The organism is Bradyrhizobium sp. HKCCYLS3077 (assembly GCF_051167555.1).
In the GTDB taxonomy this organism is placed as follows: domain Bacteria; phylum Pseudomonadota; class Alphaproteobacteria; order Rhizobiales; family Xanthobacteraceae; genus Bradyrhizobium.
Window position 1 is genome coordinate 320,565 of the sequence record NZ_JBNPTH010000007.1, and the last position, 20,813, is coordinate 341,377.

Consider the following 20,813-nt stretch of genomic DNA (forward strand, 5'->3'; position numbering starts at 1 on the left):
CAGGGAGAACACAGCCATGCCGACGCTTCCGTTTCACCAAGTCGACGTGTTCTCCAAGGTTGCTTTCAAGGGCAACCCGCTTGCGGTGATCGCCGAGGCCGACGGCCTCGACGACGCAACGATGCAGGCGATCGCCAACTGGACCAATTTGTCGGAGACGACGTTCCTGTCGTCTGCCCAGGATCCAGGCGCTGACTATCGCGTGCGCATCTTCACGCCGCAGCGCGAGCTGCCTTTTGCAGGCCATCCGACGCTCGGCTCAGCGCATGTGTGGCTTGCGCTCGGCGGTCGGCCGAAGGGTGAGCACGTGGTGCAGGAATGCGGCGCGGGCCTCGTGCGCATCAAGCGTGACGGCGACCGGCTCGCCTTCGTGGCGCCACCGCTGCGCCGGACCGGCGCTGTCGATGCCGAGCTCACGGCCAGGATTGCCGCCGCGCTTGGCATCAAGGCTCAGTCCATGCGCGCGGTGCAGTGGGCCGACAACGGCCCGGGCTGGATCGGCGTGTTGATGGACTCGCGCCAGGATCTGCTCAACATCAAGTTCAACGTGCTCGCACTGTCGCAGCAGCCGGTCGGCGTCGTCGCGCCATGGGATCCCGCGACGGACGGTCGCGATGCAGACTACGAAGTCCGCGCCTTCACCTGGAGCGGCGCCGAAGACCCGGTGACGGGCAGCCTGAATGCAAGTCTGGCGCAATGGCTGATCGGCGCCGGAATTGCTCCGAAGCAATATGTCGCGTCGCAGGGCACCGCGCTCGGCCGCGCCGGCCGCGTTCACGTCGCCCAGGAGGGCGAGACCATCTGGATCGGCGGCGACGTCGCGCCGGTGGTGAAAGGTTCGATCAGCCTGTAGGGCCGTGACGGGCAGGACCGGCACCACAGCCATGGCGCCGCTGCTTCCGCCCGCCGAAGGCGTCGCCTATACTTCGGCCAAACAGGCGAACGTGCATGAACATCAAGGTCGATCCGGCCGCGGTCACGCCCGAGCAATTCTTTTCCTGGGTGACGACACAGGACGAGCGCTACGAGCTCGTCGACGGCGAAGTGGTGATGATGGCCGGCGCCGGCCGTCGCCACGATGCCATCGTCGTCAACCTGACGGCGGCGCTTCACGCCCAGACCAGGGGCGGTCCGTGCCAGACCTTCACGGGCGACACCTATGTGATCACGTCGCCGTCGACCCGCCGCATGCCAGATCTGGGGGTGGATTGCGGCAAGCCGGATGAGGACTCGCTGGTGGCGGACCGGCCGGCGCTACTGGTCGAGGTGCTGTCGCCCACGACCGGCGGCTTCGACGTGACGGTCAAGCTGGCCGAATATCAGGCCTTGCCTTCCCTCGACTACATTCTGTTCGTCGATACCGACAGCCCCAACGTCCATCTCTATTCGCGCGCTGCAAACGGCGCCTGGAACGATGTCGTGCTCAAGGGGATCGAGGCGGTTATTCAGCTGAAGAAGCTGAACGTCTCGCTCGAGCTTCGCGACGTCTATGCCGGCCTGGACTTCCGGCCGAAGCCGCGCCTCGTCGAGTAAGCGCGGCATCGGCCCTCGATTGCATCCTCACCGCGCCCGCGTCAACGCGAGCCACAGGCCGCCGCCGATCATGAAGCCGCCGGAGATGCGCGAGACGAGGCGCGTCCGCTTCGCCGAGAACATCTTGCGGGCACGGCCGGCGAGCAGCGCATAGACGGCGTCGGTGAGGCCCGCGACCACCATGAAGGTGACGCCGAGCAGCGCCACTTGCGGCACGTGATCCCGGCTCATGTCCATGAACTGCGGCAGGAAGGCGCCGAAGAACACCATCACCTTCGGGTTTGACAGCAGCACCAGCAGCCCCTGCAGGAAGAAGCCGCCGCGTGGCGGCGGAGGCGGCGCCTCGCCTTCGGCGATGCCTTCGACCGGCGAGCGGATCAATTGGATGCCGAGCCACACCAGATAGGCGGCGCCGATCAGGCGTACCCATTCGAACCAGTAGCCCATGGTGGCCATCAGCGTCGTCAGGCCCATCGCGACGACGCCGATTGCGATGGCAAGCCCGGTCTGCACGCCCGCAATATTGATCAGCGCGGCACGGGTTCCATGACGCAACCCATTGGCGATCAACAGCGTCACGACGGGTCCGGGCAGCAGCGCCAGCGCGACGCAGGCGGCGATGAAGGCGAGATAGACTTGCAATGACATGAAGCGCCCCGGTGCGAGTGAGGAGCACGACTAATGCATGACATGTTTGCCGATGGAAGCGGGGTCTGATCCGAGAGACGCGCAAAAGATGATTGACATGCAACCTTTTAGTTGCATATTTTCCTGTCCATGGACGAAGTCTTCAAGGCGCTGGCGGATGCATCGCGGCGGGCGCTGCTGGACAGGCTCCATGCCCGCAACGGGCAGACGCTGACCGAACTGTGCGACGGCCTCGCGATGACGCGGCAGGCCGTGACCAAGCACCTTGCGATCCTCGAAGCGGCCAATCTGGTGACTACGCGCCGGCAAGGCCGCGAGAAGCTGCACTTTCTCAATCCGGTGCCGATTCACCAGATCGGCGAGCGCTGGATCAGGAAATTCGAGCGCGCCAGGCTCGTGGCGCTCGGCGAATTGAAAAAACGACTGGAGGACGGCGATGACTGAACCGGGACGCGCGCTCGACATCTCCACATTCAAGCCGGAGACCGTCTACACCATCTACATCGCCGCAAGTCCGGAGAAGGTCTGGCAGGCGCTGACCTCGGCCGAGTTCAGCCGTCACTATTTCTTCGGCTTCGCCGTCGAGGCGGAGTTGCGCGAGGGCGGCGCGTTCATCGTGCGCGCGCCGGACGGCTCGGAGCATATCAGCGGCAAGGTAATCGCCTGCGAGCCGCCGCAGCTTCTGACCATCACCTGGGACGTCAACTGGCCGGGCCTCGTCGAGGCGCTTGGACGAACGCTGGTGACCTATGAGATCGAAGCGGCCGGCGACGCGGTGCGGCTCACCATGACCGAAGCGCATGAGCGGCCGTTGTCGGACGACATCCTGTCCGGCGGACGCGCGGGCTGGCCGGCGATTCTGTCGAGCCTGAAAAGCCTGCTCGAGACCGGACAGCCGCTCGCCGTGAAGATGTCGCCGCCGGCGCGCATGCTGGCTGCACTCGAGGCGATGGGGATTCAGGTGCCCGGCTAGCTCGCCGCTAGGACACCGCAGCGATCTGCGGAATGCACGCGAGCACGCCACCGACCTGCACGGCGTTGCTCAGCATGCCGCCCCAATGCAGCCAGCGCAGACGGCGGACGGCCTTCGCATCGCCGGCGTCACGGTCACGGATGCGCGCATCCATCTGCTCCAGGAACCAGCGGCGCGACAGCAGCGCGAAGCCGGCGATCAGGCCGATGCCGAGCGCCAGGCCGGGACGCCCATCGGCCAGCACCGCAAGCGTGCCGATGCCGCCGGCGATGGCCAGCGCGACGAAATAGGAATCGAACATGCCGCGCAGCAGCCGTGTCACCGGAACGATGTCGAGGCGCACCAGCAGGAACGCGGGTGCCGCCAGCAGCAGATAGAACATCGGCAGCAGCAGGATGATGGTGGCGAACAGGGCGATGTTGTCGGGCATCATCATTCTCGCTGCTCAGCTCGGCGCGACGATCCGCCGATAGAGATGCCACGTCGAATGGCCCAGCACCGGCACAGTGACGAGCAGGCCGAGGAAGTACGGCAAGGCCGAGACGATCAGCAGCACGGTGATGACGCATGCCCAGCCGATCATCGGCCCGGGACTGGCGACGACTGCGCGCACGCTGGTGATCATCGCGGTGACGAAGTCGACATCGCGATCCAGCAGCAGCGGAAACGACACCACGGTGAGCGAGAACAGCACCAGTGACAGCGCCGCACCGTCGAGATTGCCGATCGCGAGGAACAGCAGGCCCTCGTTGGTGGTCAGCACGACGGTCATGAATTCCCTGATGCTGGAGAACGAGGCATTGAGCCCAAGCAGCAGCGCGATCAGCAGCCGCACCTGGTACATCCAGATGACGAAGAAGAACAAGGTGACGAACGCCATCCAGCCGATCTCGCCGCGCGAGGTGACGGTACGCAGGATCGCGCCATAGGAGATCGGCTGTCCGAGTTCGCGGCGGCGGCTGACCTCGTAGAGACCGATGGCGACAAACGGGCCGATCAGCGCAAAACCCGCGGCCAGCGGATAGGCCAGATAGACCATGCCGAAGGCCGTCGCGCACAGCACGATGCTGATGCCGCCGAGCACGTAGATCAGGCCGAAGGCGAGCCCGAACAGCGGCTGCGCCTGGAAATCGCGCAGGCCTTGCGTCAAGGCCTCGGCAATATCGGCCGTGGTGATGCGGCGCACCACGGGGTCGGCACGTCCCGAGACGGATGCGGTCATCGGCGGTCCCTCCTGCATGTTCTTGTTGCAGGGGATGCTAACAGCGGGAGGGCGGGGATTTCAATTTCAACTTGTGGGCAAAGGTGAAGGGAGTGATCTCATGCCCTGCCTGTCGCGAGATGAAGGCTCTCGCCGAACAGACGGTCGGCTCCCTCGCCCCGCACTTGCGGGGAGAGGGGTGGGGTGAGGGGCAGCCGCACGAGAAGTATCCGTGATTAGACCTGTATCCCCTCACCCGGCTTGCATCTGGCGATGCAATGCGACCTCTCCCCGCTCTAGCAATGCTTCGCTTCGCTCTGACGGGGAAGGTCGCAAGCCGCACGATCGTGCCTCAAACAAAAGCGTCCCTACCCCCGCGCCCTCAATTCTCGCCGCAGCACCTTGCCAGTCGCCGTCATCGGTAGACTGTCCGTGAACTCCACATGGCGCGGATATTCATGCGCGGCGAGCTTCACCTTGACGAAGTCCTGGATCTCTCGCGACAGCGTGTCATTTGCAACGAAGCCGGGCCGCAGCACGATCCAGGCCTTGACCGCCTCGGTGCGGACGGGATCGGGAATGCCGACCACGGCGGCCAGCGCGACTGCGGGGTGCTTGAGCAGCGTGTCCTCGATCTCCGCCGGGCCGATGCGGTAGCCGGCGGAGGTGATGACATCGTCCTCGCGGCTCGCATACCAGAAATAGCCGTCCTCATCCTGGGTGCCGAGATCGCCGGTCAGCAGCACGTCGCCGGCGAACTTCTTCTGCGTCGCCTCGGGATTGCGCCAATATTCGATCATGGTGCAGGGATTGGGCTGGCGCACGCCGATGATGCCGCGCGTCCCCCGCGGCAGCTCTTCGCCCTTGTCGTTCACGATCAGCACCTCGAAGCCCGGTGTCGCCTTGCCCATCGAGCCCGGCCGGATCGGAAACAGCTTCGCATTGTTGCCGACGACGAGATTGCACTCGGTCTGGCCGTAGATCTCATGCGCGTCGATGCCGAAGGTCGCGCGCACCCAGTCGAGCAGCTCGGCGCCGAGCGACTCGCCGCCGGTCAGGATGCTGCGCAGCTTGACGCCGTCATGCTTGACGTTCGCCTGGCGCATCAGCTTCAGCGCAGTCGGCGGCAGGAACACGTTGCGGATTTGATAGTCCGCCATCAGCTGCATCGCCGCCTGCGGCACGAACTTTTTCGCACGATAGCCAACGACGGGCACCGCGTGGTACCAGGCCGGAAACAGTGCATCGAACAGCCCGCCGATCCAGGCCCAGTCCGCCGGCGTCCACATCACGTCGCCGGGCTTCGGCAGAAAGCCGTGCACCATCTCGACATTCGGCAGATGGCCGAGCAGCACGCGATGCGCGTGCAGCGCGCCCTTGGGATTTCCTGTGGTGCCCGAGGTGTAGATGATGATCGCCGGATCGTCGCTCGACGTCGCGACCGTCGGAAACTGGGCGGAGGCGCGCTCCAGCGTCGGCCAGAACGGCCGGGCGCCGCTGCCCTCGCCGTCGATGACATAGATCGTCTTGAGCTCCGGCAACTGGTCGCGAATGCGCGCCAGCTTGGCAAGGCCCGTGGCGTCGGTCACCACGACCTTGGCGCCGGAGTTCTGCAGCCGGAATTGCAGCGCGTCCTCGCCGAACAGAGTGAACAGCGGCACCGAGACGAGGCCGGCGCGGAACGCAGCGAAATGGACGATCGGCAGTTCGAGGGATTGCGACAGGAACACGGCGACGCGATCGCCCTGCGCAAGGCCGTCGGCCTTCAGCACGTTGGCGAAGCGGCAGGAGGCGTCACGCAGCTCGTCGAACGACACGCGGCGCGCAGCGCCGTCCTCCTCGACGACGATCAGCGCGAGGCGGCCTGAGCCGTCGGCGTGGCGATCACAGGTCGCGGCCGCGATGTTGAACTGCGCCGGGATGTCCCAGCGGAAGTCGCGGTAGAGCTGGTCGTAGTCGGACGTTTCCTGGAGCATGGCGGAGGCGTTTCCCTCTCGGTTGTTGGTTCAAGCGTACCCACGAGGTGGCGAATGCCCGGACGCTTGCTCGGTCCTCAACCTCGCCTCGCGTGCGAGAAGAGGTCGGATTGCATCGTCAGATGCAATCCGGGTGAGGGGGCTCTCCGCACGGTCGGTGCGCGTGGCTGCCCCTCACCCCCCCCCTCTCAGCGCGAGCGAAGCTCGTCGCGGCCCCGTGAAGAACGGGGAGAGGGAGCGCACCGCGGTTGCGGGGCGCTCGTCGCATAACAGCTTGCAGCAGCTCAGCCCGTCAGCGCGGCCTTCACCAGGCCGCTCGCCTTGGCAAAATCCATCTGGCCCGTGTACTTCGCCTTCAGCACTGCGATCACCTTGCCCATGTCCTTCATGCCGGCGGCACCCGTCTCGGCCACCGCGGCCGAGATGGCCGACTTCACCTCGTCGTCGCTCATCTGCTTCGGCAGATAGGCCGAGATGACCGCGATCTCCTCGCGCTCGCCGGCGGCGAGCTCGGCGCGGCCGCCCTTTTCGTACAGCTCGACCGATTCCTGGCGCTGCTTGATCATCTTCTGCAGCACCGCGAGCACGTCGGCGTCGGTGAGCGGCGGCTTCCCCTCGCCGCGCGCGGCGATGTCGGCGTTCTTCAGGGTCGAGTTGATCATGCGAAGGGTGGAGAGCTTACGCTCGTCCTTGGCCTTCATCGCCTCCTTGACCGCGTTGTTGATGTCGTCGCGCAGCATGCTCTCACCCTCTCGAATTCGGTTGCCGGCTGGTCTAGGCGGTTCGTTCTCCCGAAACAACTCGGTTCCGCATCCGTTCTGGCCTGCGGGACGGAAACCGGGCCATTCTCCGCGCAAATTGACCTAAATCGCGTGTGAATCGGCCGCTTCCCGCTTTGACGCCGGGCCCGCGCCCCACTATGTAGGGGCCTCATGACACACATCGATACTGACGCCGCCTGGCCGGACCATAAACCGACCGCGCTCCTCGTGCTCGCCGATGGAACGGTGCTGGAAGGCTACGGCCTCGGCGCCGAAGGCCACGCCGTGGGCGAGGTCTGCTTCAACACCGCAATGACCGGCTACGAGGAGATCCTGACGGATCCGTCCTACGCCGGCCAGCTCATCACCTTCACCTTCCCGCATATCGGCAATGTCGGCACCAACGACGAGGATATCGAGACGGTGAACATGGCGGCGACGCCAGGCGCGCGCGGCGTGATCCTGCGCACCGCCATTACCGATCCCTCGAACTACCGCGCGACACGCCATCTCGACCAGTGGCTGCGCGCCCGCGGCATCATCGGCCTATCGGGCATCGACACCCGTGCCTTGACGGCGCTGATCCGCTCCAAGGGTATGCCGAATGCGGTCATCGCCCATGCGAAGGACGGCAAATTCGACCTCGACGCCCTGAAGAAGGAAGCGCGGGAGTGGCCGGGGCTCGAGGGCATGGACCTCGTGCCGATGGTCACCTCGGCGCAGCGCTTCAGTTGGGACGAGACGCCCTGGGTGTGGAACGAAGGCTTCGGCCAGCAGACCCAACCGGAGTTCAACGTCGTCGCGATCGACTACGGCATCAAGCGCAACATCCTCCGCCTGCTCGCCGGCGTCGGCTGCAAGGTGACGGTGGTGCCGGCGACGACCTCCGCCGAGGACATCATGGCGATGAAGCCGGACGGCGTGTTCCTGTCCAACGGCCCAGGCGACCCCGCGGCGACAGGCAAATATGCCGTGCCGGTCATCCAGCAGGTGATCGCCTCGGGCACGCCGACCTTCGGCATCTGCCTGGGTCATCAGATGCTCGGCCTCGCCGTCGGCGCCAAGACCAAGAAGATGCACCAGGGCCATCACGGCGCCAATCATCCGGTCAAGGACGAGACCACCGGCAAGGTCGAGATCACCTCGATGAACCATGGTTTCGCGGTCGACCAGGACACGCTGCCGGCCGGCGCGACGCAGACCCATATCTCGCTGTTCGACGGCTCGAACTGTGGCATCGCGCTGGACGGCAAGCCGGTGTTCTCGGTGCAGTACCACCCGGAGGCCTCGCCCGGCCCGCAGGACTCGCACTATCTGTTCCAGCGCTTCGCCGAGCTCATGCGCGAGAAGAAGCGCAGCGCGGCGTAAGGCCGAGCCTCGGACGACAATCGAATGCCCGGGTCGCTCCCGGGCATTTTTGCATCCGGTTTCGCGATGACGCCGCCGCAGCTTTGCGCTCGCGCCGTCGCCGCTTTCTTTATATGATGGTTCTCATCCAATGGAGAGCAGCAGAGATGGGCGAGACGGTCGGACGTGATGATTACGGCGTGGTACCGGTGTCGGTGCTGGCCTCGATGCCTGGATTGGATTTCGTGCGCGGCATCTTCGCAGGCACCTTGCCGCAGCCGCCGATCATGCAGGGCGTCATGCCGTTCGACTGCAGGGCGGAGCCCGGCCACGTCGTGATGCATAGCGTGCCGGGCTTGCGGCACTACAATCCGATCGGCGCCGTCCACGGCGGCTATGCCGCGATCCTCCTGGACTCGGCGATGGGACTTGCCGTCCATACGCGGTGTCCGCAGGGCAGCGGCTACACCACTCTCGAGTTCAAGATTTCCTTCGTCAAGGCGATGACCGAGGCGACGGGCGCCGTACGCACCGAAGGCACGACGCTGTCCTTCGGCCGCCGTGCCGCGACGGCCGAAGCGCGGATCACCGATTCACAGGGACGGCTGCTCGCGCATGCGACCACCACCTGCCTGGTGTTCGAGCTGCCCAAGGGCTAGCCCGCGCCGCCTCACTTGCGCGAGACGCTCCAGTACACCGGCGCCGGCGGATTGAGCAGACCCGTCAGCTCGGCGCGCGCCGCGCGGAACTGATAGGCCACGGCGATCGGGATGTAGGGCACGGTCTGCACGGCGCGCAGCTGGATCTGTTCGGCCAGCGTCTTGCGCTCGGCCGTGTCGGCGGAGTCGCCGAACGCGGCGCGCAGCTTCTCGATCTCGGCATCGCACGGCCAACCGAACCAGGCCTTGTCGCAGTTCGAGCGCAGGCCGAGATGGCTGATCGGCAGCATCATGTCGAGGCCGCCGGGGCCGGAGATGAAGATCGACCAGCCGCCCTGCCCGACCGGCTCCTTCTTGGTGCGGCGGCTCACGACCGTCGCCCAGTCCATCGCCTGGACGTCGACATTGAAGCCGGCGGCCTTGAGCTGCTGCTCGGCGACCAGGCTCGCGGGATGGATCTGCGCATTCTCGGAGGCGTCGAGGATCACGACGGGTGTGCCGTCATAGCCGCTCTCGCGCAGCAGCGTCTTGGCCTTCTCCAGATCGAAGGACGGGAAGCCGGCCTCCGTGTAGTAGGGCGAGGCGCAGATGTAGAACGACTTGCAGGCCTTGATGGCGCCGCCCTCGCCGCCGCCCCAGGCCTCGATGTAGTCCTGCGGATTGACCGCGAGCAGCGCGGCCCGGCGGATGGCGGGATTGTCGAACGGCGGCTGGATCGCGTTCAGGCGGATCTGCTGCGCCACGCCGATCTCGTCCTGATTGGAGACGACCACATTCTTGCCGGCCTTCGCCACCGGAACGAGATCGGCCGGAATGTCCTCGGCAATATCCAGTTCGCCCTTCTTCAGCGCGTCTAGCGCGGTCTGCTGGTCCGGAATGATCAGCCATTCGACGCGGTCGACCTTGACCACCTTGCCGCCCGCGAGGCCCGTCGGCGGCTCGGCGCGCGGCACATAGTGCGGGTTCTTGACGAAGACGAGCTTCGAGCCCGGCACCCATTCATCCTTCTTGAAGATGAAGGGGCCCGAGCCGGTCTGGTCCGCGAGCGGCTGTCCCGCAGCGGTGCCGGCGATGATCCTGGCGGGGACGATGAAGGGCACCGGCGCGCCCGGCTTGGCGAGCGCATCGAGCACGAAACCCCAGGGCTCCTTCAGCGTCAGCGTGAAGCTCCTGGCGTCGACAGCCTCCCACGCCGCGCCATGGGCATTGAGCATCTGGCCCATCGCATCGGCCTGGCTCCAGCGCTTCAGCGAGGCCACCACGTCCTCCGACGTCACGCTCGCGCCGTCGCCGAACTTCAAGCCGTCGCGCAGCTTGAAGGTCCATACCTTGTGGTCCGCGGAGGTCGTCCAGCTGTCCACCATCTGCGGCTTGACCTGGAGCTTGTCGTCGACCGTGAACAGCGTGTCGTAGATCATGTAGCCGAAGTTGCGCGCGATCGAATCCGCGGCGATGGTCGGGTCCAGAACCTTGAGATCTCCCGACGGCTTCACCTTCAGCACGGTCTCGGCGCGCGCGCCCGGCGCGGGCAGCGCGGCGGCGAGGCAGACCAGAACACCCGCCACGATTTGACGTAACTTCATCATTCCCTCCATGCTCGTCGGACGTGAATGCCGACGTGTCAGCTCGAAATCAGTTGCTTGCCTTGCGCACGTCGCTCGCCGCTGCGCCGGATGAACGAGAAGGCGGCGAGCGCCAGTCCTGACCTCGGCTCGCGCCCGAGGCTCGCATCGGAGAAGGTGAGCGCGATGCCCTGCACGCCGCCGAGCCGTGACCGGCCGATGGCGTCCAGCACGGCGTTGCGCTCTTCCGCAGGCAGAGCGCTCGGCCATCCCGCGATGACGACGTTGCGCTGGCGGGTGAGATTGAGCGCGTTGCCGATCGCAAGGCCGAGCCGGTCCAAGCGCGTCTTGATATCCGCGCGGGCCGTTTTGGGGATGCGGAAGTCATCCGGCCAGCGGTCGCCGCGCCCCAGCAAATCGCTTTCCTCGACATTGAGAATATCCGCGAGGGCAACCGTCGATACCAAGGTCTCCAGACAGCCCACATGCCCGCACCGGCATGGGCCACCGCCGGGGTCGACCACCACATGGCCGATCTCGCAGGTCTCGACATCGCCGCTTTCGGCAAGCTCGTCGACGATCGCCGCGCCGACGCCATGGCCGACGAAGACGAAGAAATAGGATCCGCCGAGAACGCCCGTCCCCATCTGCAGGCGGTGAGCGACGGCGCGGGCCACCATCGAATTGGTCATCCGCAGCGGCGTCTGCGGCATCTCCCGCTGACAGAGCGCATCGAGCTTGTCGACATCGACAGCAACGATCGGGCTCGCCCGCAGATCGGGGTCATAGCCCGGGATCGACACGGCCAACTGCTCGAGCGTGATGCCGCGCCGCATGGCCCAGGCCGCGAGATCGCGGACCGCGCGGGTCACCGTCGCCTCGACCTGGGCGGCGCCGAGTCCGTCCGCCAGATCGTAGTGCTCCGAAGACAGCGTCTCGCCGGCCAGCGTTCCCACCGCGGAATAGAGCCGGTTGTTGGAGATCTCGATGGCTGCGACGGCGATCTCGCGGCTCAAGGTGATGAACTGACTGGGGCCGCCACGATACGGCGCCGCGCGCCGCGTCTCCTCGATGACGCCCTCGGCCTTCAGCTCGCTGATGATACGCGAGATGGAGGCCTCGGTCAGCGCCACGCCCTCGGCGAGGTCGGGACGGAACGAGCCGCCCGAGCACCAGAGGTATCCAAGGATTGCAGATCTCGTATCGTGCCGACTGCGAATGAGCCGCACGTTCTCCTCCCAGCCTCATTCTTACTTATTGTAAGAATGCTAGCCAGCCCGCCCGAGGGTGTCAATTGCCGCGCCCGACCCGAGCGGACACCGGCGCGCGGCAGCGATCCCCGGCCCGATGACGAAACCTCAGGGCCTTGGATCAGGCGCAGTACAGCCCGTAGAGCGTCTTCAGGATCGCGCGAACCTCGTGGCTCGCCAGCCGGTAATAGATGGTCTGGCCCTCGCGGCGCGTGGCGACCAGATCCAGCGCGCGCATCATCGCGAGGTGCTGCGACAGCGCGGCCTGCCGGAGGCCGACCTGCTCGGCCAGCTCACCGACCGCGCGCTCGCCGTCGATCAGGTTGCACAGCACCATGAGCCGCTTCGGGTTGGCCATGGCCGACAGCAGGCGCGCGGCCTCCTCCGCCTTGTCCTCGAGACCTGCGGCTACGGAGGCGGCCATCGAGGGAGCCTTGGCTTTCCGTGCGACCCGCGCTGTCATGATTGTTACTTCCTTATTTTCGCATATAGGAAATATTGCACATGATATTGGATTGCAACGCGTACTTCGCCGGAGACAACCAAGCAGCATGATCAGCGGGACGACAATCTTCACCGCACTCGCGGGCGGCGCGCTGATCGGGATCGCCGCCGTGATGATGATGGGCCTGACCGGTCGGATCGCCGGCGTCAGCGGCATTGCCGCCCGGCTGCTGCCGCCATGGGACGGCGCGCTCGCCGGCCGGTTCGCATTCGTCGCCGGCCTCGTCGCCGCGACGCTGGCGGTCCGACTCACCACGGGCAGCCTGCCGCCGTTGATCCTCTCGGTCGGCCCGTTGGCCCTGGCGGCAGCGGGACTGCTGGTCGGGTTCGGTGCGGTGTGGGGCAACGGCTGCACCTCGGGTCACGGCGTCTGCGGCATCGCCAGCCTGTCGCCGCGCTCGATGGTCGCGACGCTGGTGTTCATGGCGACGGCCGTCGCGACCACCTTTCTCGTGCGCCACGTGATGTGAGGCGGTCATGGCCATTTTCGCTCAGTTCATCGTCGGCCTTGTCTTCGGGCTCGGACTGCTGCTCTCCGGCATGTCCAATCCGGAGAAGGTGCTGAGCTTCCTGGATCTCGCAGCGATCCGCTCCGGCGGTTGGGACCCCAGCCTGATGCTGGTGATGGCCGGCGCGGTCGGCGTCACCTTCGTCGGCTTCCGGCTGGTGCTGCGGCGTCAACGCCCCGTTCTCGACGACCGCTTTCATCTGCCGCCCTCGCAGATCCTGGACTGGCGGATGGGGACCGGGCCCGCCATCTTCGGCATCGGCTGGGGACTGGCCGGGATCTGTCCGGGTCCGGCCTTCGTCGCGCTCGGCTACGGCTCGCCCGCGATCGCGCTGTTCGTGGTGGCCATGTTCATCGGCATGGCAGCCGCACGCATGCTCGCGAACCGCCGGCCGCAGCTCTCCGCCGCTCTCGCAGAATGAGCCAGCTGCGCCCGACAGAGGCGCCGCTTGCACTCGTACCGCTCAACGCGCTCTGAGCACGCACTCCCGGCGCACCGGACATGCGCCGCTCTGCCTCTCCACTTGCTCGATGCCACAAAACATAAGGGACGCGCCACGTCATCGCGGCACGTCCCTCAAATCGCATCGCGCGATCGGCTTACGCCGCGTTGCTGCCTTCCTGGCGGCTGGCCTCGAACAGGAACCAGGTGCGGCGCTCGGTCTCGTCGATGAAGTTCTCCAGCAGACCCGCGGTCGCCGGATCGTCATTGTCGTCGCACACCTCATGCGCCTTGCGCATGGCCGCGGCGACGTGCTTGTTGTCCTCCATCAACTCCCGCAGCATCTCGCGCGGCGGCACATACTCCTCGTTGTTGTCCTTGATGGTCTGCAGCTTGCTGATCTGGCTGATCGATTTGATCGTGGTGCCGCCAATCTTGCGCACGCGCTCCGCCAGCTGGTCCGTGGTGGCAAAGATCGCATCCGACTGCTGGTCGAGCATCTCATGATAGTCATGAAAATGCCGTCCACTGACGTGCCAATGGAAGTTCTTGGTCTTCAGATAGAGGGCAAAGGCGTCTGCCAGGAGCGTGTTCAGAGCGGTCGAGATCTTGTTCACGGCGTCCGGCGACAGATCGGTCGGGGTATCGAGCTCGGGGGCAGTCTTATCGGTCTTTGCTTTACTCACGGCCTAACCTTCCTGTTAGAAGCAGCGATGGACACGGGTAATCGGACCCGTTAACGCTCGCTGACCCCTCCGGTTCCGATCAAGGAACTGTGTGTTTGCCGGAACCCGCCATGGACGATTGGATCGATTACTACGATTCCACGCACACGATCTATGCGAGCAAGCTGCACCGCGACCTGCACTTCGAGACGATCGCGCGCGATATCGTCGGCTACATCCCTTCGCCCGATGCCGTCGTGCTCGACTATTCCTGCGGCGAGGCCCTGTCGGCGGCCAAGGTCGCCGATGCGTGCATGACCCTCATCCTGGCCGAGCCGGCACCAGGCGTACGCGGCCGACTGATCGCGCGCTTCGCGCCCAACACCAAGATCCGCGTCCGCTCGCTCGACGAGCTGCGCAACATGCAGGAAGCCTCGATCGACCTCGTCGTCATGAATTCAGTGGCGCAGTACATGAGCGAGACCGAATTCGCTGCCGCATTGGCGGTGATCCGCCGGCTGCTGAAGCCGTCGGGACAATTCGTGCTCGGCGACATCCTGCGGCCCGAGGTCGGCATGGGGCGGGACGTGCTGGCCCTCTTACGCTTCGCCGCCCGCGATGGCTTCCTGAAGGATGCCATGGTGGGCCTGGTGGCGACCGCCCTGTCCGATTACCGGCAGCTGCGGACCAAGGTCGGCCTGCAGCGCTACAGCGAGGCCGATATGCTGGCCCGGCTCAAGACGGCCGGCTTCAGCGCGGTCCGGGCACCCAAGAACATCGGCCACAATCCCTGGCGCATGACCTTCGTGGCGAGACCCGCGCCCTGAACCGCAGGCTGATCTTCGGCTGCCTTCATCTCGCCACATCCTGCAACAGGGTTAGGGTTAACTGAAACACGGGCTGGCTCACGGCTCCGTGAAAGGTAAGATCGGTCTCGGCCCGGTGGCGGAAGCTACGACGCGAAGAGCGGTGCAACGCTCTTGAACCTGGTTCAAGTCCAGGCCGGGCCTCCAGCCTTCGCTGCTTTTGCAGCTTCGGCTCGGCAAGCCAGCCAAGATCGGCCGTCCTTGCGCCCTGCCCTCGCCAATTTGGCCGTTGATTTCGGCCCAAAACCCTTTTCGCTCAGAGGAAACTGGTCTAAAGACCGCTCGCGCGCGAGCACCGGTCGCGCCTTGGCCTTCCCTGGGCCTGTGGGGGACGCGCGGCACGCGCGCCCTTTTTTTGTGCCCAAATCTCTGCCGTTTCTTGCCCGTGAGCTTGAATGCCGAAACGAACCGACATCTCGACCATCCTGATCATTGGCGCCGGTCCGATCGTGATCGGCCAGGCCTGCGAATTCGACTATTCTGGCACGCAGGCGGTGAAGGCGCTGAAGGAGGAGGGCTATCGCGTCGTCCTCGTCAATTCCAATCCGGCCACGATCATGACCGATCCGGAATTGGCGGACGCGACCTATATCGAGCCGATCACGCCCGAGATCGTCGCCAAGATCATCGAGAAGGAACGACACGTCATTTCCGGCGGCTTCGCGTTGCTGCCGACCATGGGCGGCCAGACCGCGCTGAACTGCGCGCTGTCGCTGCGCCGGCAGGGCACGCTGGAGAAGTTCGACGTCGAGATGATCGGCGCCACGGCTGACGCGATCGACAAGGCCGAGGACCGCCAGCTGTTCCGCAACGCGATGGAGAAGATCGGGCTGCAGACGCCGAAGTCGCGTCTTGCCAACGCCTCCGCGCTGAAGAAGCAGTACCGCGACAAATACCTCGCCGAGCGCGAGAAGCTCACCGGCGCCGCGCGCGACGAACTCGACCGGCAATGGACTCTTGGCGAAAACGACCGCCGCAAGCGCTACCAGGAATATGCGCTTGGCGAGGCGCTCATGGCGCTGTCCGAGATCGGCCTGCCCGCGATCATCCGTCCGTCCTTCACCATGGGCGGCACTGGCGGCGGCATTGCCTACAACAAGGAAGAATTCCTCGACATCATCGAGCGCGGGCTCGACGCCTCCCCCACCAACGAAGTGCTGATCGAAGAATCGGTGCTCGGGTGGAAGGAGTACGAGATGGAGGTCGTCCGCGACAAAAAGGACAACTGCATCATCGTCTGCTCGATCGAGAACCTCGATCCGATGGGCGTGCACACCGGCGATTCCATCACCGTCGCGCCGGCGCTGACGCTGACCGACAAGGAATACCAGATCATGCGCGACGCCTCGCTGGCGGTGCTGCGCGAGATCGGCGTCGAGACCGGCGGCTCCAACGTGCAGTTCGGCGTCAATCCGGCCGACGGCCGCATGGTCGTGATCGAGATGAATCCGCGCGTGTCGCGGTCCTCGGCGCTGGCATCGAAGGCGACGGGCTTCCCGATTGCCAAGGTCGCGGCCAAGCTCGCGGTCGGCTACACGCTCGACGAGATCGCCAACGACATCACCGGCGGCGCGACGCCGGCGTCGTTCGAACCGACCATCGACTACGTCGTCACCAAGATTCCGCGCTTCGCCTTCGAGAAATTCCCGGGTGCCTCGACCACGCTGACCACCTCGATGAAGTCGGTCGGCGAGGTCATGGCGATCGGCCGCACCTTCCAGGAGAGCCTGCAGAAGGCGCTGCGCGGGCTGGAGACCGGGCTCACCGGCCTCGACGAGATCGACATCGAGGGCCTCGGCCGCGGCGACGACAAGAACGCAATCCGCGCCGCGCTGGGCACGCCGACGCCAAACCGTATCCTGCAAGTTGCGCAGGCGATGCGCCTCGGCTGGTCGGATGAAGAGATCTTCAACTCCTGCAAGATCGATCCGTGGTTCCTGGCGCAGATGCGCGGCATCGTCGAGATGGAGGACAAGGTCCGCCGTCACGGCCTGCCGCCGAACGCGAATGGCATGCGCAGCTTGAAGGCGATGGGCTTCTCGGACGCGCGGCTCGCGGTGCTCGCCAACACCACCGAAGCCGAGGTCGCCGCCAAGCGGCAGGCGCTTGGCGTCCGTCCGGCGTTCAAGCGCATCGACACTTGCGCGGCGGAGTTCGCCTCGCCGACGGCCTACATGTATTCGAGCTACGAGACGCCTTTCGCGGGCAAGCTCGGCGACGAAAGCGCGCCGTCGGACAGGAAGAAGGTCATCATCCTCGGCGGCGGCCCGAACCGGATCGGCCAGGGCATCGAGTTCGACTATTGCTGCTGCCATGCCTGTTTCGCGCTGGCGGATGCTGGCTACGAGACCATCATGGTCAACTGCAATCCGGAGACGGTGTCGACCGACTACGACACCGCCGACCGGCTGTACTTCGAGCCGCTGACGGCCGAGGACGTGCTCGAGATCATCGCGACCGAGCGGCAGAACGGCACCGTGCATGGCGTGATCGTGCAATTCGGCGGCCAGACGCCGCTGAAGCTGGCCCGTGCGCTGGAAGCGGCCGACGTGCCGATCCTCGGCACCTCGCCGGAGGCGATCGATCTGGCCGAGGACCGCGACCGGTTCAAGCGCGTCCTCGACAAGCTGCATCTGAAGCAGCCGAAGAACGGCATCGCCTATTCGGTCGAGCAGGCGCGGCTCGTCGCAGCGGATCTCGGCCTGCCGTTGGTGGTGCGTCCGTCCTACGTGCTCGGCGGCCGGGCGATGCAGATCATCCGCGAGGACAACCAGCTCAGCGACTACCTGCTCGGCACCCTGCCCGAGCTGGTGCCGGCCGACGTCAAGGCGCGCTATCCCAACGACAAGACCGGCCAGATCAACACGGTGCTCGGCAAGAACCCGCTGCTGTTCGACCGCTATCTCTCTGACGCCACCGAAGTCGACGTCGACTGCCTCTCCGACGGCAAGGACACCTTCGTCGTCGGCATCATGGAGCACATCGAGGAAGCCGGCATCCATTCCGGCGACTCCGCCTGCTCGCTCCCGCCGCACTCCCTGGACGAAGCCACCATCGCCGAGCTGGAGCGGCAGACCCGCGAGCTGGCGCTCGGCCTCGACGTGGTCGGCCTGATGAACGTCCAGTATGCGATCAAGGACGGCACGATCTACGTGCTCGAAGTCAATCCGCGCGCATCGCGCACGGTGCCGTTCGTCGCCAAGGTGGTCGGCACACCCGTCGCCAAGATCGCGGCCCGAATCATGGCCGGCGAGAAGCTCGCCGATTTCGGCCTGAAGAAGCGCGCGCTGAAGCATGTCGGCGTCAAGGAATCGGTCTTCCCGTTCGCCCGCTTCCCCGGCGTCGACACGGTGCTGGGCCCGGAGATGCGCTCGACCGGCGAGGTGATGGGCATCGACCGCTCCTTCGCGGTGGCCTTCGCCAAGAGCCAGCTCGGCGGCGGCACCCGCGTGCCGCGCAAGGGCACGGTGTTCGTCTCGGTGCGTGAGAGCGACAAGGGCCGGATCACCGAGGTCGTGCGCATGCTGCACGAGCACGGCTTCAAGGTCGTCGCCACCTCGGGTACCCAGCGCTTCCTGGTCGATCAGGGCGTGCCGACGGAGAAGATCAACAAGGTGCTGGAAGGCCGGCCACACATCGTGGACGCCATCACCAATGGCGACATCCAGCTGGTCTTCAACACCACCGAAGGTCCGCAGGCGCTCGCAGACAGCCGCTCGCTGCGGCGCGCTGCCCTCTTGCATAAAGTGCCGTATTACACCACTCTTTCGGGTGCCGTGGCGGCTGCGCAAGGCATCCGTGCCTATCTCGGGGGAGACCTTGAGGTCCGCACCTTGCAGAGTTATTTTTCCGAAAACTAATCGCGTGGCGCGGGCGAGAGCCCGCTAAGCGATTGGCAATCATTGGAAATGACGCCCTCCGGCAGGAACTCGCTGCCCGGTTCGATGTTGGTCCCGCCTTTGACGGGACCGGCGCGGCCGAGCTTTCAGGCTTTGCTTTGAGCCGCAATGGCCTATTCTGAAGATGCTGATCGTGCGCGCCTCTGCCCGCACGGCTGAAGGACGAGAAGAGATGGTGGAAAAGGTTCCGATGACCGCCGGCGGCTACGCCGCGTTGGAGACCGAGCTCAAGCAGCGCCAGTCGGTGGACCGCCCGCGCATCATCGAGCACATCGCCGAAGCGCGGTCCCATGGCGACCTGTCGGAGAACGCAGAATATCACGCCGCCAAGGAAGAGCAGTCGCACAATGAGGGCCGCATCGCCGAGCTCGAGGACAAGCTCGCGCGCGCCGACATCATCGATGTGACGAAGCTGTCGGGCGATACCATCAAGTTCGGTGCGACCGTCACCCTGATCGATGAGGACACCGAGAAGAAGACGGTCTGGCAGATCGTCGGCGAGGTCGAGGCCGATGCCAAGAAGGGCAAGATCTCGATCACCTCACCCCTGGCCCGTGCCCTGATCGGCAAGAAGATGGGAACGACGGTCGAAGTCATGGCTCCGGGCGGCGCCAAGTCCTATGAGATCGAGAAGGTCGAGTGGCGCTGAGGCGACCTCACCGAGCACGAGCTCCATTGACGTCTGGACTGAACGAGGGCTGCGCGAAGACGCAGCCCTTTCTCGTTTGGACGCCTGATCCGCCCACCAGTTCGGCAGTACACGGTCAATTCATCGGGCCGGGAAGACAGACGCGGTGACGGGGTTGCAGGAATGGGCTAGGTCAAGATCGGCGAGCTACGCCGGACGTCGAGATCCGGGCCCGTCGTATCGAACGATTCTTGGATTGGGGGACGATCACACATGGAGCAGATGCTCTCGAAATGGCAACCGGCTGCGCTCAGCCTGTTTCGCTTCATCACCGGCCTGCTGCTGTTTCAATACGGCGTGGCGAAGATCTTCAAGTTTCCGGTGATTCCGTACTTCGCGAACATTCCGCCGCTGATCTACACCGCCGGCATGGTCGAGCTGGTGCTCGGCGCACTGCTGATGGTCGGCCTGCTGACCCGGCCCGTGGCGTTCATCCTTTCGGGCCAGATGGCGTTCGCCTATTTCCTCGGCCACATGTTCAAGACCGGTGAGCCGGTCTGGCTGCCGCTCCTGAACAACGGCACGGCGGCGATCGCCTTCTGCTTCTCGTGCCTCTACTTGGCGACGGCGGGCGGCGGCCCGATCAGCCTCGACGCGTTGCTGCGCAAGAAGGCCTAATCTAACGTCGTCATTCCGGGGCGATGCGCAGCATCGAACCCGGAATCCAGAGACTACCGACGCCACCTCGAGATTCCGGGTTCAGCCCTTCGGGGCTGCCCCGGAATGACGGCCACGTTCAATTGCGGCCCTTCACCTCGAGCGGCACGGCCGCGTCGTATTTGGAATTGTGCAGCACCAGCGACGTCCGCACGTTGCGCACATGCGGTGCCGCCGTGAGATGCGTCACGAACTCCTGGAAGGTCGCCATGTCAGGCGCCACGCATTTCAGGATGAAGTCGACCTCGCCGGACAGCATCCAGCACTCCCGCACCAGCGGCTCCGACCGCACGAACTCCTCGAACGCCTTCAGGTCGGCATCGGCCTGGCTCGAGAGATGAACCGCGGCGAACACGGTGACGTCGAAGCCGAGCTTGCGCGGATCGAGCAGGCCCCGGTAGCCGGTGATGTAACCTTCCTCCTCCAGCGTCCTGACGCGCCGCAGGCAGGGCGGCGGCGAAATCCCGACCCGCTTGGCCAGTTCCACATTCGTGATCCTGCCGTCGGCCTGAATTTCGCTCAGGATTTTGAGATCGATATCGTCGAGATTCTTGGTCACGGGGATTGGGGGCTGGCGGGAACAAACGGGAGGCGGGCCCCCGGGTGGATCGCAATCTCTTAGCGCAAGCCGGTCAATTTGCGCAATTTTATTACTCTAGATTTCCCCTGTTGAC

The 20,813-nt window shown here is 65.3% G+C and carries 22 protein-coding genes and 1 tRNA gene; 13 read left to right on the top strand and 10 right to left on the bottom strand.

The genetic code is table 11. From position 1 onward, the window contains the following. The first annotated feature begins 16 nt into the window (after window positions 1-16). Window positions 17-853, top strand: coding sequence for a PhzF family phenazine biosynthesis protein (locus ACQR0Z_RS27425; protein WP_434920712.1), 837 nt, complete (start codon window positions 17-19; stop codon window positions 851-853). A 95-nt stretch (window positions 854-948) separates the two neighbouring features. Then, a complete protein-coding gene (locus ACQR0Z_RS27430; protein WP_434920713.1) occupies window positions 949-1,533 on the top strand; it encodes a Uma2 family endonuclease in 585 nt (194 codons plus the stop codon). A 27-nt stretch (window positions 1,534-1,560) separates the two neighbouring features. Here ACQR0Z_RS27430 and ACQR0Z_RS27435 read toward each other — a convergent pair whose 3' ends face one another. Continuing rightward, window positions 1,561-2,181, bottom strand: a complete 621-nt coding sequence (locus tag ACQR0Z_RS27435) for a LysE family translocator (protein WP_434920714.1) — start codon at window positions 2,179-2,181, stop codon at window positions 1,561-1,563. A gap of 129 nt (window positions 2,182-2,310) precedes the next feature. Between ACQR0Z_RS27435 and ACQR0Z_RS27440 the strand changes: the two genes are divergently transcribed. Together ACQR0Z_RS27440 and ACQR0Z_RS27445 are read left to right on the top strand one after the other, a co-directional pair. Next, window positions 2,311-2,625, top strand: coding sequence for an ArsR/SmtB family transcription factor (locus ACQR0Z_RS27440; RefSeq protein ID WP_434920715.1), 315 nt, complete (start codon window positions 2,311-2,313; stop codon window positions 2,623-2,625). Next, window positions 2,618-3,154: an SRPBCC family protein gene (locus tag ACQR0Z_RS27445; protein ID WP_434920716.1), complete on the top strand. Its 537-nt coding sequence runs from the start codon at window positions 2,618-2,620 to the stop codon at window positions 3,152-3,154. Before ACQR0Z_RS27440 ends, ACQR0Z_RS27445 begins: the two co-directional genes overlap by 8 nt. Before the next feature lie 7 nt (window positions 3,155-3,161). Here the strand turns inward: ACQR0Z_RS27445 and ACQR0Z_RS27450 are convergent, their stop codons facing one another. The 4 genes from ACQR0Z_RS27450 to ACQR0Z_RS27465 form a co-directional block, all read right to left on the bottom strand. Continuing rightward, window positions 3,162-3,584 carry a hypothetical protein gene (locus ACQR0Z_RS27450; RefSeq protein ID WP_434875596.1) on the bottom strand — a complete coding sequence of 141 codons (423 nt, stop codon included), beginning with the start codon at window positions 3,582-3,584 and terminating at the stop codon, window positions 3,162-3,164. A gap of 15 nt (window positions 3,585-3,599) precedes the next feature. Beyond that, window positions 3,600-4,376, bottom strand: coding sequence for a DUF2189 domain-containing protein (locus ACQR0Z_RS27455; RefSeq protein WP_434861129.1), 777 nt, complete (start codon window positions 4,374-4,376; stop codon window positions 3,600-3,602). 347 nt (window positions 4,377-4,723) lie between these two features. After that, on the bottom strand, window positions 4,724-6,331 hold the full coding sequence (locus ACQR0Z_RS27460) for an acyl-CoA synthetase (RefSeq protein WP_434920717.1): 1,608 nt from the start codon (window positions 6,329-6,331) through the stop codon (window positions 4,724-4,726). A 284-nt stretch (window positions 6,332-6,615) separates the two neighbouring features. Next, on the bottom strand, window positions 6,616-7,071 hold the full coding sequence (locus tag ACQR0Z_RS27465) for a GatB/YqeY domain-containing protein (protein WP_434875163.1): 456 nt from the start codon (window positions 7,069-7,071) through the stop codon (window positions 6,616-6,618). A gap of 192 nt (window positions 7,072-7,263) precedes the next feature. Between ACQR0Z_RS27465 and carA the strand changes: the two genes are divergently transcribed. Together carA and ACQR0Z_RS27475 are read left to right on the top strand one after the other, a co-directional pair. Continuing rightward, window positions 7,264-8,460 carry a glutamine-hydrolyzing carbamoyl-phosphate synthase small subunit gene (gene carA / locus ACQR0Z_RS27470; RefSeq protein WP_434861132.1) on the top strand — a complete coding sequence of 399 codons (1,197 nt, stop codon included), beginning with the start codon at window positions 7,264-7,266 and terminating at the stop codon, window positions 8,458-8,460. A gap of 146 nt (window positions 8,461-8,606) precedes the next feature. After that, window positions 8,607-9,098, top strand: coding sequence for a PaaI family thioesterase (locus ACQR0Z_RS27475; RefSeq protein ID WP_434920718.1), 492 nt, complete (start codon window positions 8,607-8,609; stop codon window positions 9,096-9,098). A gap of 11 nt (window positions 9,099-9,109) precedes the next feature. On the opposite strand, the gene ACQR0Z_RS27480 is transcribed toward ACQR0Z_RS27475, so the two are convergent. From ACQR0Z_RS27480 to ACQR0Z_RS27490, 3 genes are all read right to left on the bottom strand, one after another. Continuing rightward, window positions 9,110-10,684, bottom strand: coding sequence for an ABC transporter substrate-binding protein (locus ACQR0Z_RS27480; protein ID WP_434920719.1), 1,575 nt, complete (start codon window positions 10,682-10,684; stop codon window positions 9,110-9,112). 35 nt (window positions 10,685-10,719) lie between these two features. After that, a complete protein-coding gene (locus ACQR0Z_RS27485) occupies window positions 10,720-11,889 on the bottom strand; it encodes an ROK family transcriptional regulator (RefSeq protein WP_434920720.1) in 1,170 nt (389 codons plus the stop codon). A 142-nt stretch (window positions 11,890-12,031) separates the two neighbouring features. After that, window positions 12,032-12,373, bottom strand: coding sequence for an ArsR/SmtB family transcription factor (locus ACQR0Z_RS27490; RefSeq protein ID WP_434920721.1), 342 nt, complete (start codon window positions 12,371-12,373; stop codon window positions 12,032-12,034). Between the two features lie 88 nt (window positions 12,374-12,461). On the opposite strand from ACQR0Z_RS27490, the gene ACQR0Z_RS27495 reads away from it, so the two are divergent. Next, window positions 12,462-12,884: a YeeE/YedE family protein gene (locus ACQR0Z_RS27495; RefSeq protein WP_434861137.1), complete on the top strand. Its 423-nt coding sequence runs from the start codon at window positions 12,462-12,464 to the stop codon at window positions 12,882-12,884. 7 nt (window positions 12,885-12,891) lie between these two features. Further along, on the top strand, window positions 12,892-13,344 hold the full coding sequence (locus tag ACQR0Z_RS27500) for a DUF6691 family protein (RefSeq protein ID WP_434920722.1): 453 nt from the start codon (window positions 12,892-12,894) through the stop codon (window positions 13,342-13,344). Window positions 13,345-13,522: 178 nt separating this feature from the next. Here the strand turns inward: ACQR0Z_RS27500 and ACQR0Z_RS27505 are convergent, their stop codons facing one another. Further along, window positions 13,523-14,050 (bottom strand): Dps family protein, encoded by a 528-nt coding sequence (locus ACQR0Z_RS27505; protein WP_434920723.1) that lies wholly within the window; start codon window positions 14,048-14,050, stop codon window positions 13,523-13,525. A 110-nt stretch (window positions 14,051-14,160) separates the two neighbouring features. Between ACQR0Z_RS27505 and ACQR0Z_RS27510 the strand changes: the two genes are divergently transcribed. From ACQR0Z_RS27510 to ACQR0Z_RS27530, 5 genes are all read left to right on the top strand, one after another. Then, window positions 14,161-14,856 (top strand): class I SAM-dependent methyltransferase, encoded by a 696-nt coding sequence (locus tag ACQR0Z_RS27510; RefSeq protein WP_434920724.1) that lies wholly within the window; start codon window positions 14,161-14,163, stop codon window positions 14,854-14,856. Between the two features lie 109 nt (window positions 14,857-14,965). Then, a tRNA-OTHER gene (locus ACQR0Z_RS27515) sits at window positions 14,966-15,042 on the top strand. A gap of 248 nt (window positions 15,043-15,290) precedes the next feature. Beyond that, window positions 15,291-18,755, top strand: coding sequence for a carbamoyl-phosphate synthase large subunit (carB, locus tag ACQR0Z_RS27520; protein ID WP_434920725.1), 3,465 nt, complete (start codon window positions 15,291-15,293; stop codon window positions 18,753-18,755). A gap of 211 nt (window positions 18,756-18,966) precedes the next feature. Then, window positions 18,967-19,443, top strand: a complete 477-nt coding sequence (greA, locus tag ACQR0Z_RS27525; protein WP_434861142.1) for a transcription elongation factor GreA — start codon at window positions 18,967-18,969, stop codon at window positions 19,441-19,443. Window positions 19,444-19,695: 252 nt separating this feature from the next. Then, window positions 19,696-20,100 (top strand): DoxX family protein, encoded by a 405-nt coding sequence (locus tag ACQR0Z_RS27530; protein WP_434920726.1) that lies wholly within the window; start codon window positions 19,696-19,698, stop codon window positions 20,098-20,100. Window positions 20,101-20,218: 118 nt separating this feature from the next. On the opposite strand, the gene ACQR0Z_RS27535 is transcribed toward ACQR0Z_RS27530, so the two are convergent. Further along, the gene (locus ACQR0Z_RS27535; protein WP_434861144.1) at window positions 20,219-20,698 is read right to left on the bottom strand and encodes an Lrp/AsnC family transcriptional regulator; all 480 of its coding nucleotides are present in this window, start codon (window positions 20,696-20,698) and stop codon (window positions 20,219-20,221) included. Window positions 20,699-20,813 lie beyond the last annotated feature (115 nt).

What these genes read in the sequence shown, in the direction of transcription:
- ACQR0Z_RS27425 (WP_434920712.1), top strand. Translation starts at nt 17, where the DNA reads ATGCCGACGCTTCCGTTTCACCAAGTCGACGTGTTCTCCAAGGTTGCT.
- ACQR0Z_RS27430 (WP_434920713.1), top strand. Translation starts at nt 949, where the DNA reads ATGAACATCAAGGTCGATCCGGCCGCGGTCACGCCCGAGCAATTCTTT.
- ACQR0Z_RS27435 (WP_434920714.1), bottom strand. Translation starts at nt 2,181, where the DNA reads ATGTCATTGCAAGTCTATCTCGCCTTCATCGCCGCCTGCGTCGCGCTG.
- ACQR0Z_RS27440 (WP_434920715.1), top strand. Translation starts at nt 2,311, where the DNA reads ATGGACGAAGTCTTCAAGGCGCTGGCGGATGCATCGCGGCGGGCGCTG.
- ACQR0Z_RS27445 (WP_434920716.1), top strand. Translation starts at nt 2,618, where the DNA reads ATGACTGAACCGGGACGCGCGCTCGACATCTCCACATTCAAGCCGGAG.
- ACQR0Z_RS27450 (WP_434875596.1), bottom strand. Translation starts at nt 3,584, where the DNA reads ATGCCCGACAACATCGCCCTGTTCGCCACCATCATCCTGCTGCTGCCG.
- ACQR0Z_RS27455 (WP_434861129.1), bottom strand. Translation starts at nt 4,376, where the DNA reads ATGACCGCATCCGTCTCGGGACGTGCCGACCCCGTGGTGCGCCGCATC.
- ACQR0Z_RS27460 (WP_434920717.1), bottom strand. Translation starts at nt 6,331, where the DNA reads ATGCTCCAGGAAACGTCCGACTACGACCAGCTCTACCGCGACTTCCGC.
- ACQR0Z_RS27465 (WP_434875163.1), bottom strand. Translation starts at nt 7,071, where the DNA reads ATGCTGCGCGACGACATCAACAACGCGGTCAAGGAGGCGATGAAGGCC.
- carA (WP_434861132.1), top strand. Translation starts at nt 7,264, where the DNA reads ATGACACACATCGATACTGACGCCGCCTGGCCGGACCATAAACCGACC.
- ACQR0Z_RS27475 (WP_434920718.1), top strand. Translation starts at nt 8,607, where the DNA reads ATGGGCGAGACGGTCGGACGTGATGATTACGGCGTGGTACCGGTGTCG.
- ACQR0Z_RS27480 (WP_434920719.1), bottom strand. Translation starts at nt 10,684, where the DNA reads ATGATGAAGTTACGTCAAATCGTGGCGGGTGTTCTGGTCTGCCTCGCC.
- ACQR0Z_RS27490 (WP_434920721.1), bottom strand. Translation starts at nt 12,373, where the DNA reads ATGACAGCGCGGGTCGCACGGAAAGCCAAGGCTCCCTCGATGGCCGCC.
- ACQR0Z_RS27495 (WP_434861137.1), top strand. Translation starts at nt 12,462, where the DNA reads ATGATCAGCGGGACGACAATCTTCACCGCACTCGCGGGCGGCGCGCTG.
- ACQR0Z_RS27500 (WP_434920722.1), top strand. Translation starts at nt 12,892, where the DNA reads ATGGCCATTTTCGCTCAGTTCATCGTCGGCCTTGTCTTCGGGCTCGGA.
- ACQR0Z_RS27510 (WP_434920724.1), top strand. Translation starts at nt 14,161, where the DNA reads ATGGACGATTGGATCGATTACTACGATTCCACGCACACGATCTATGCG.
- carB (WP_434920725.1), top strand. Translation starts at nt 15,291, where the DNA reads ATGCCGAAACGAACCGACATCTCGACCATCCTGATCATTGGCGCCGGT.
- greA (WP_434861142.1), top strand. Translation starts at nt 18,967, where the DNA reads ATGGTGGAAAAGGTTCCGATGACCGCCGGCGGCTACGCCGCGTTGGAG.
- ACQR0Z_RS27530 (WP_434920726.1), top strand. Translation starts at nt 19,696, where the DNA reads ATGGAGCAGATGCTCTCGAAATGGCAACCGGCTGCGCTCAGCCTGTTT.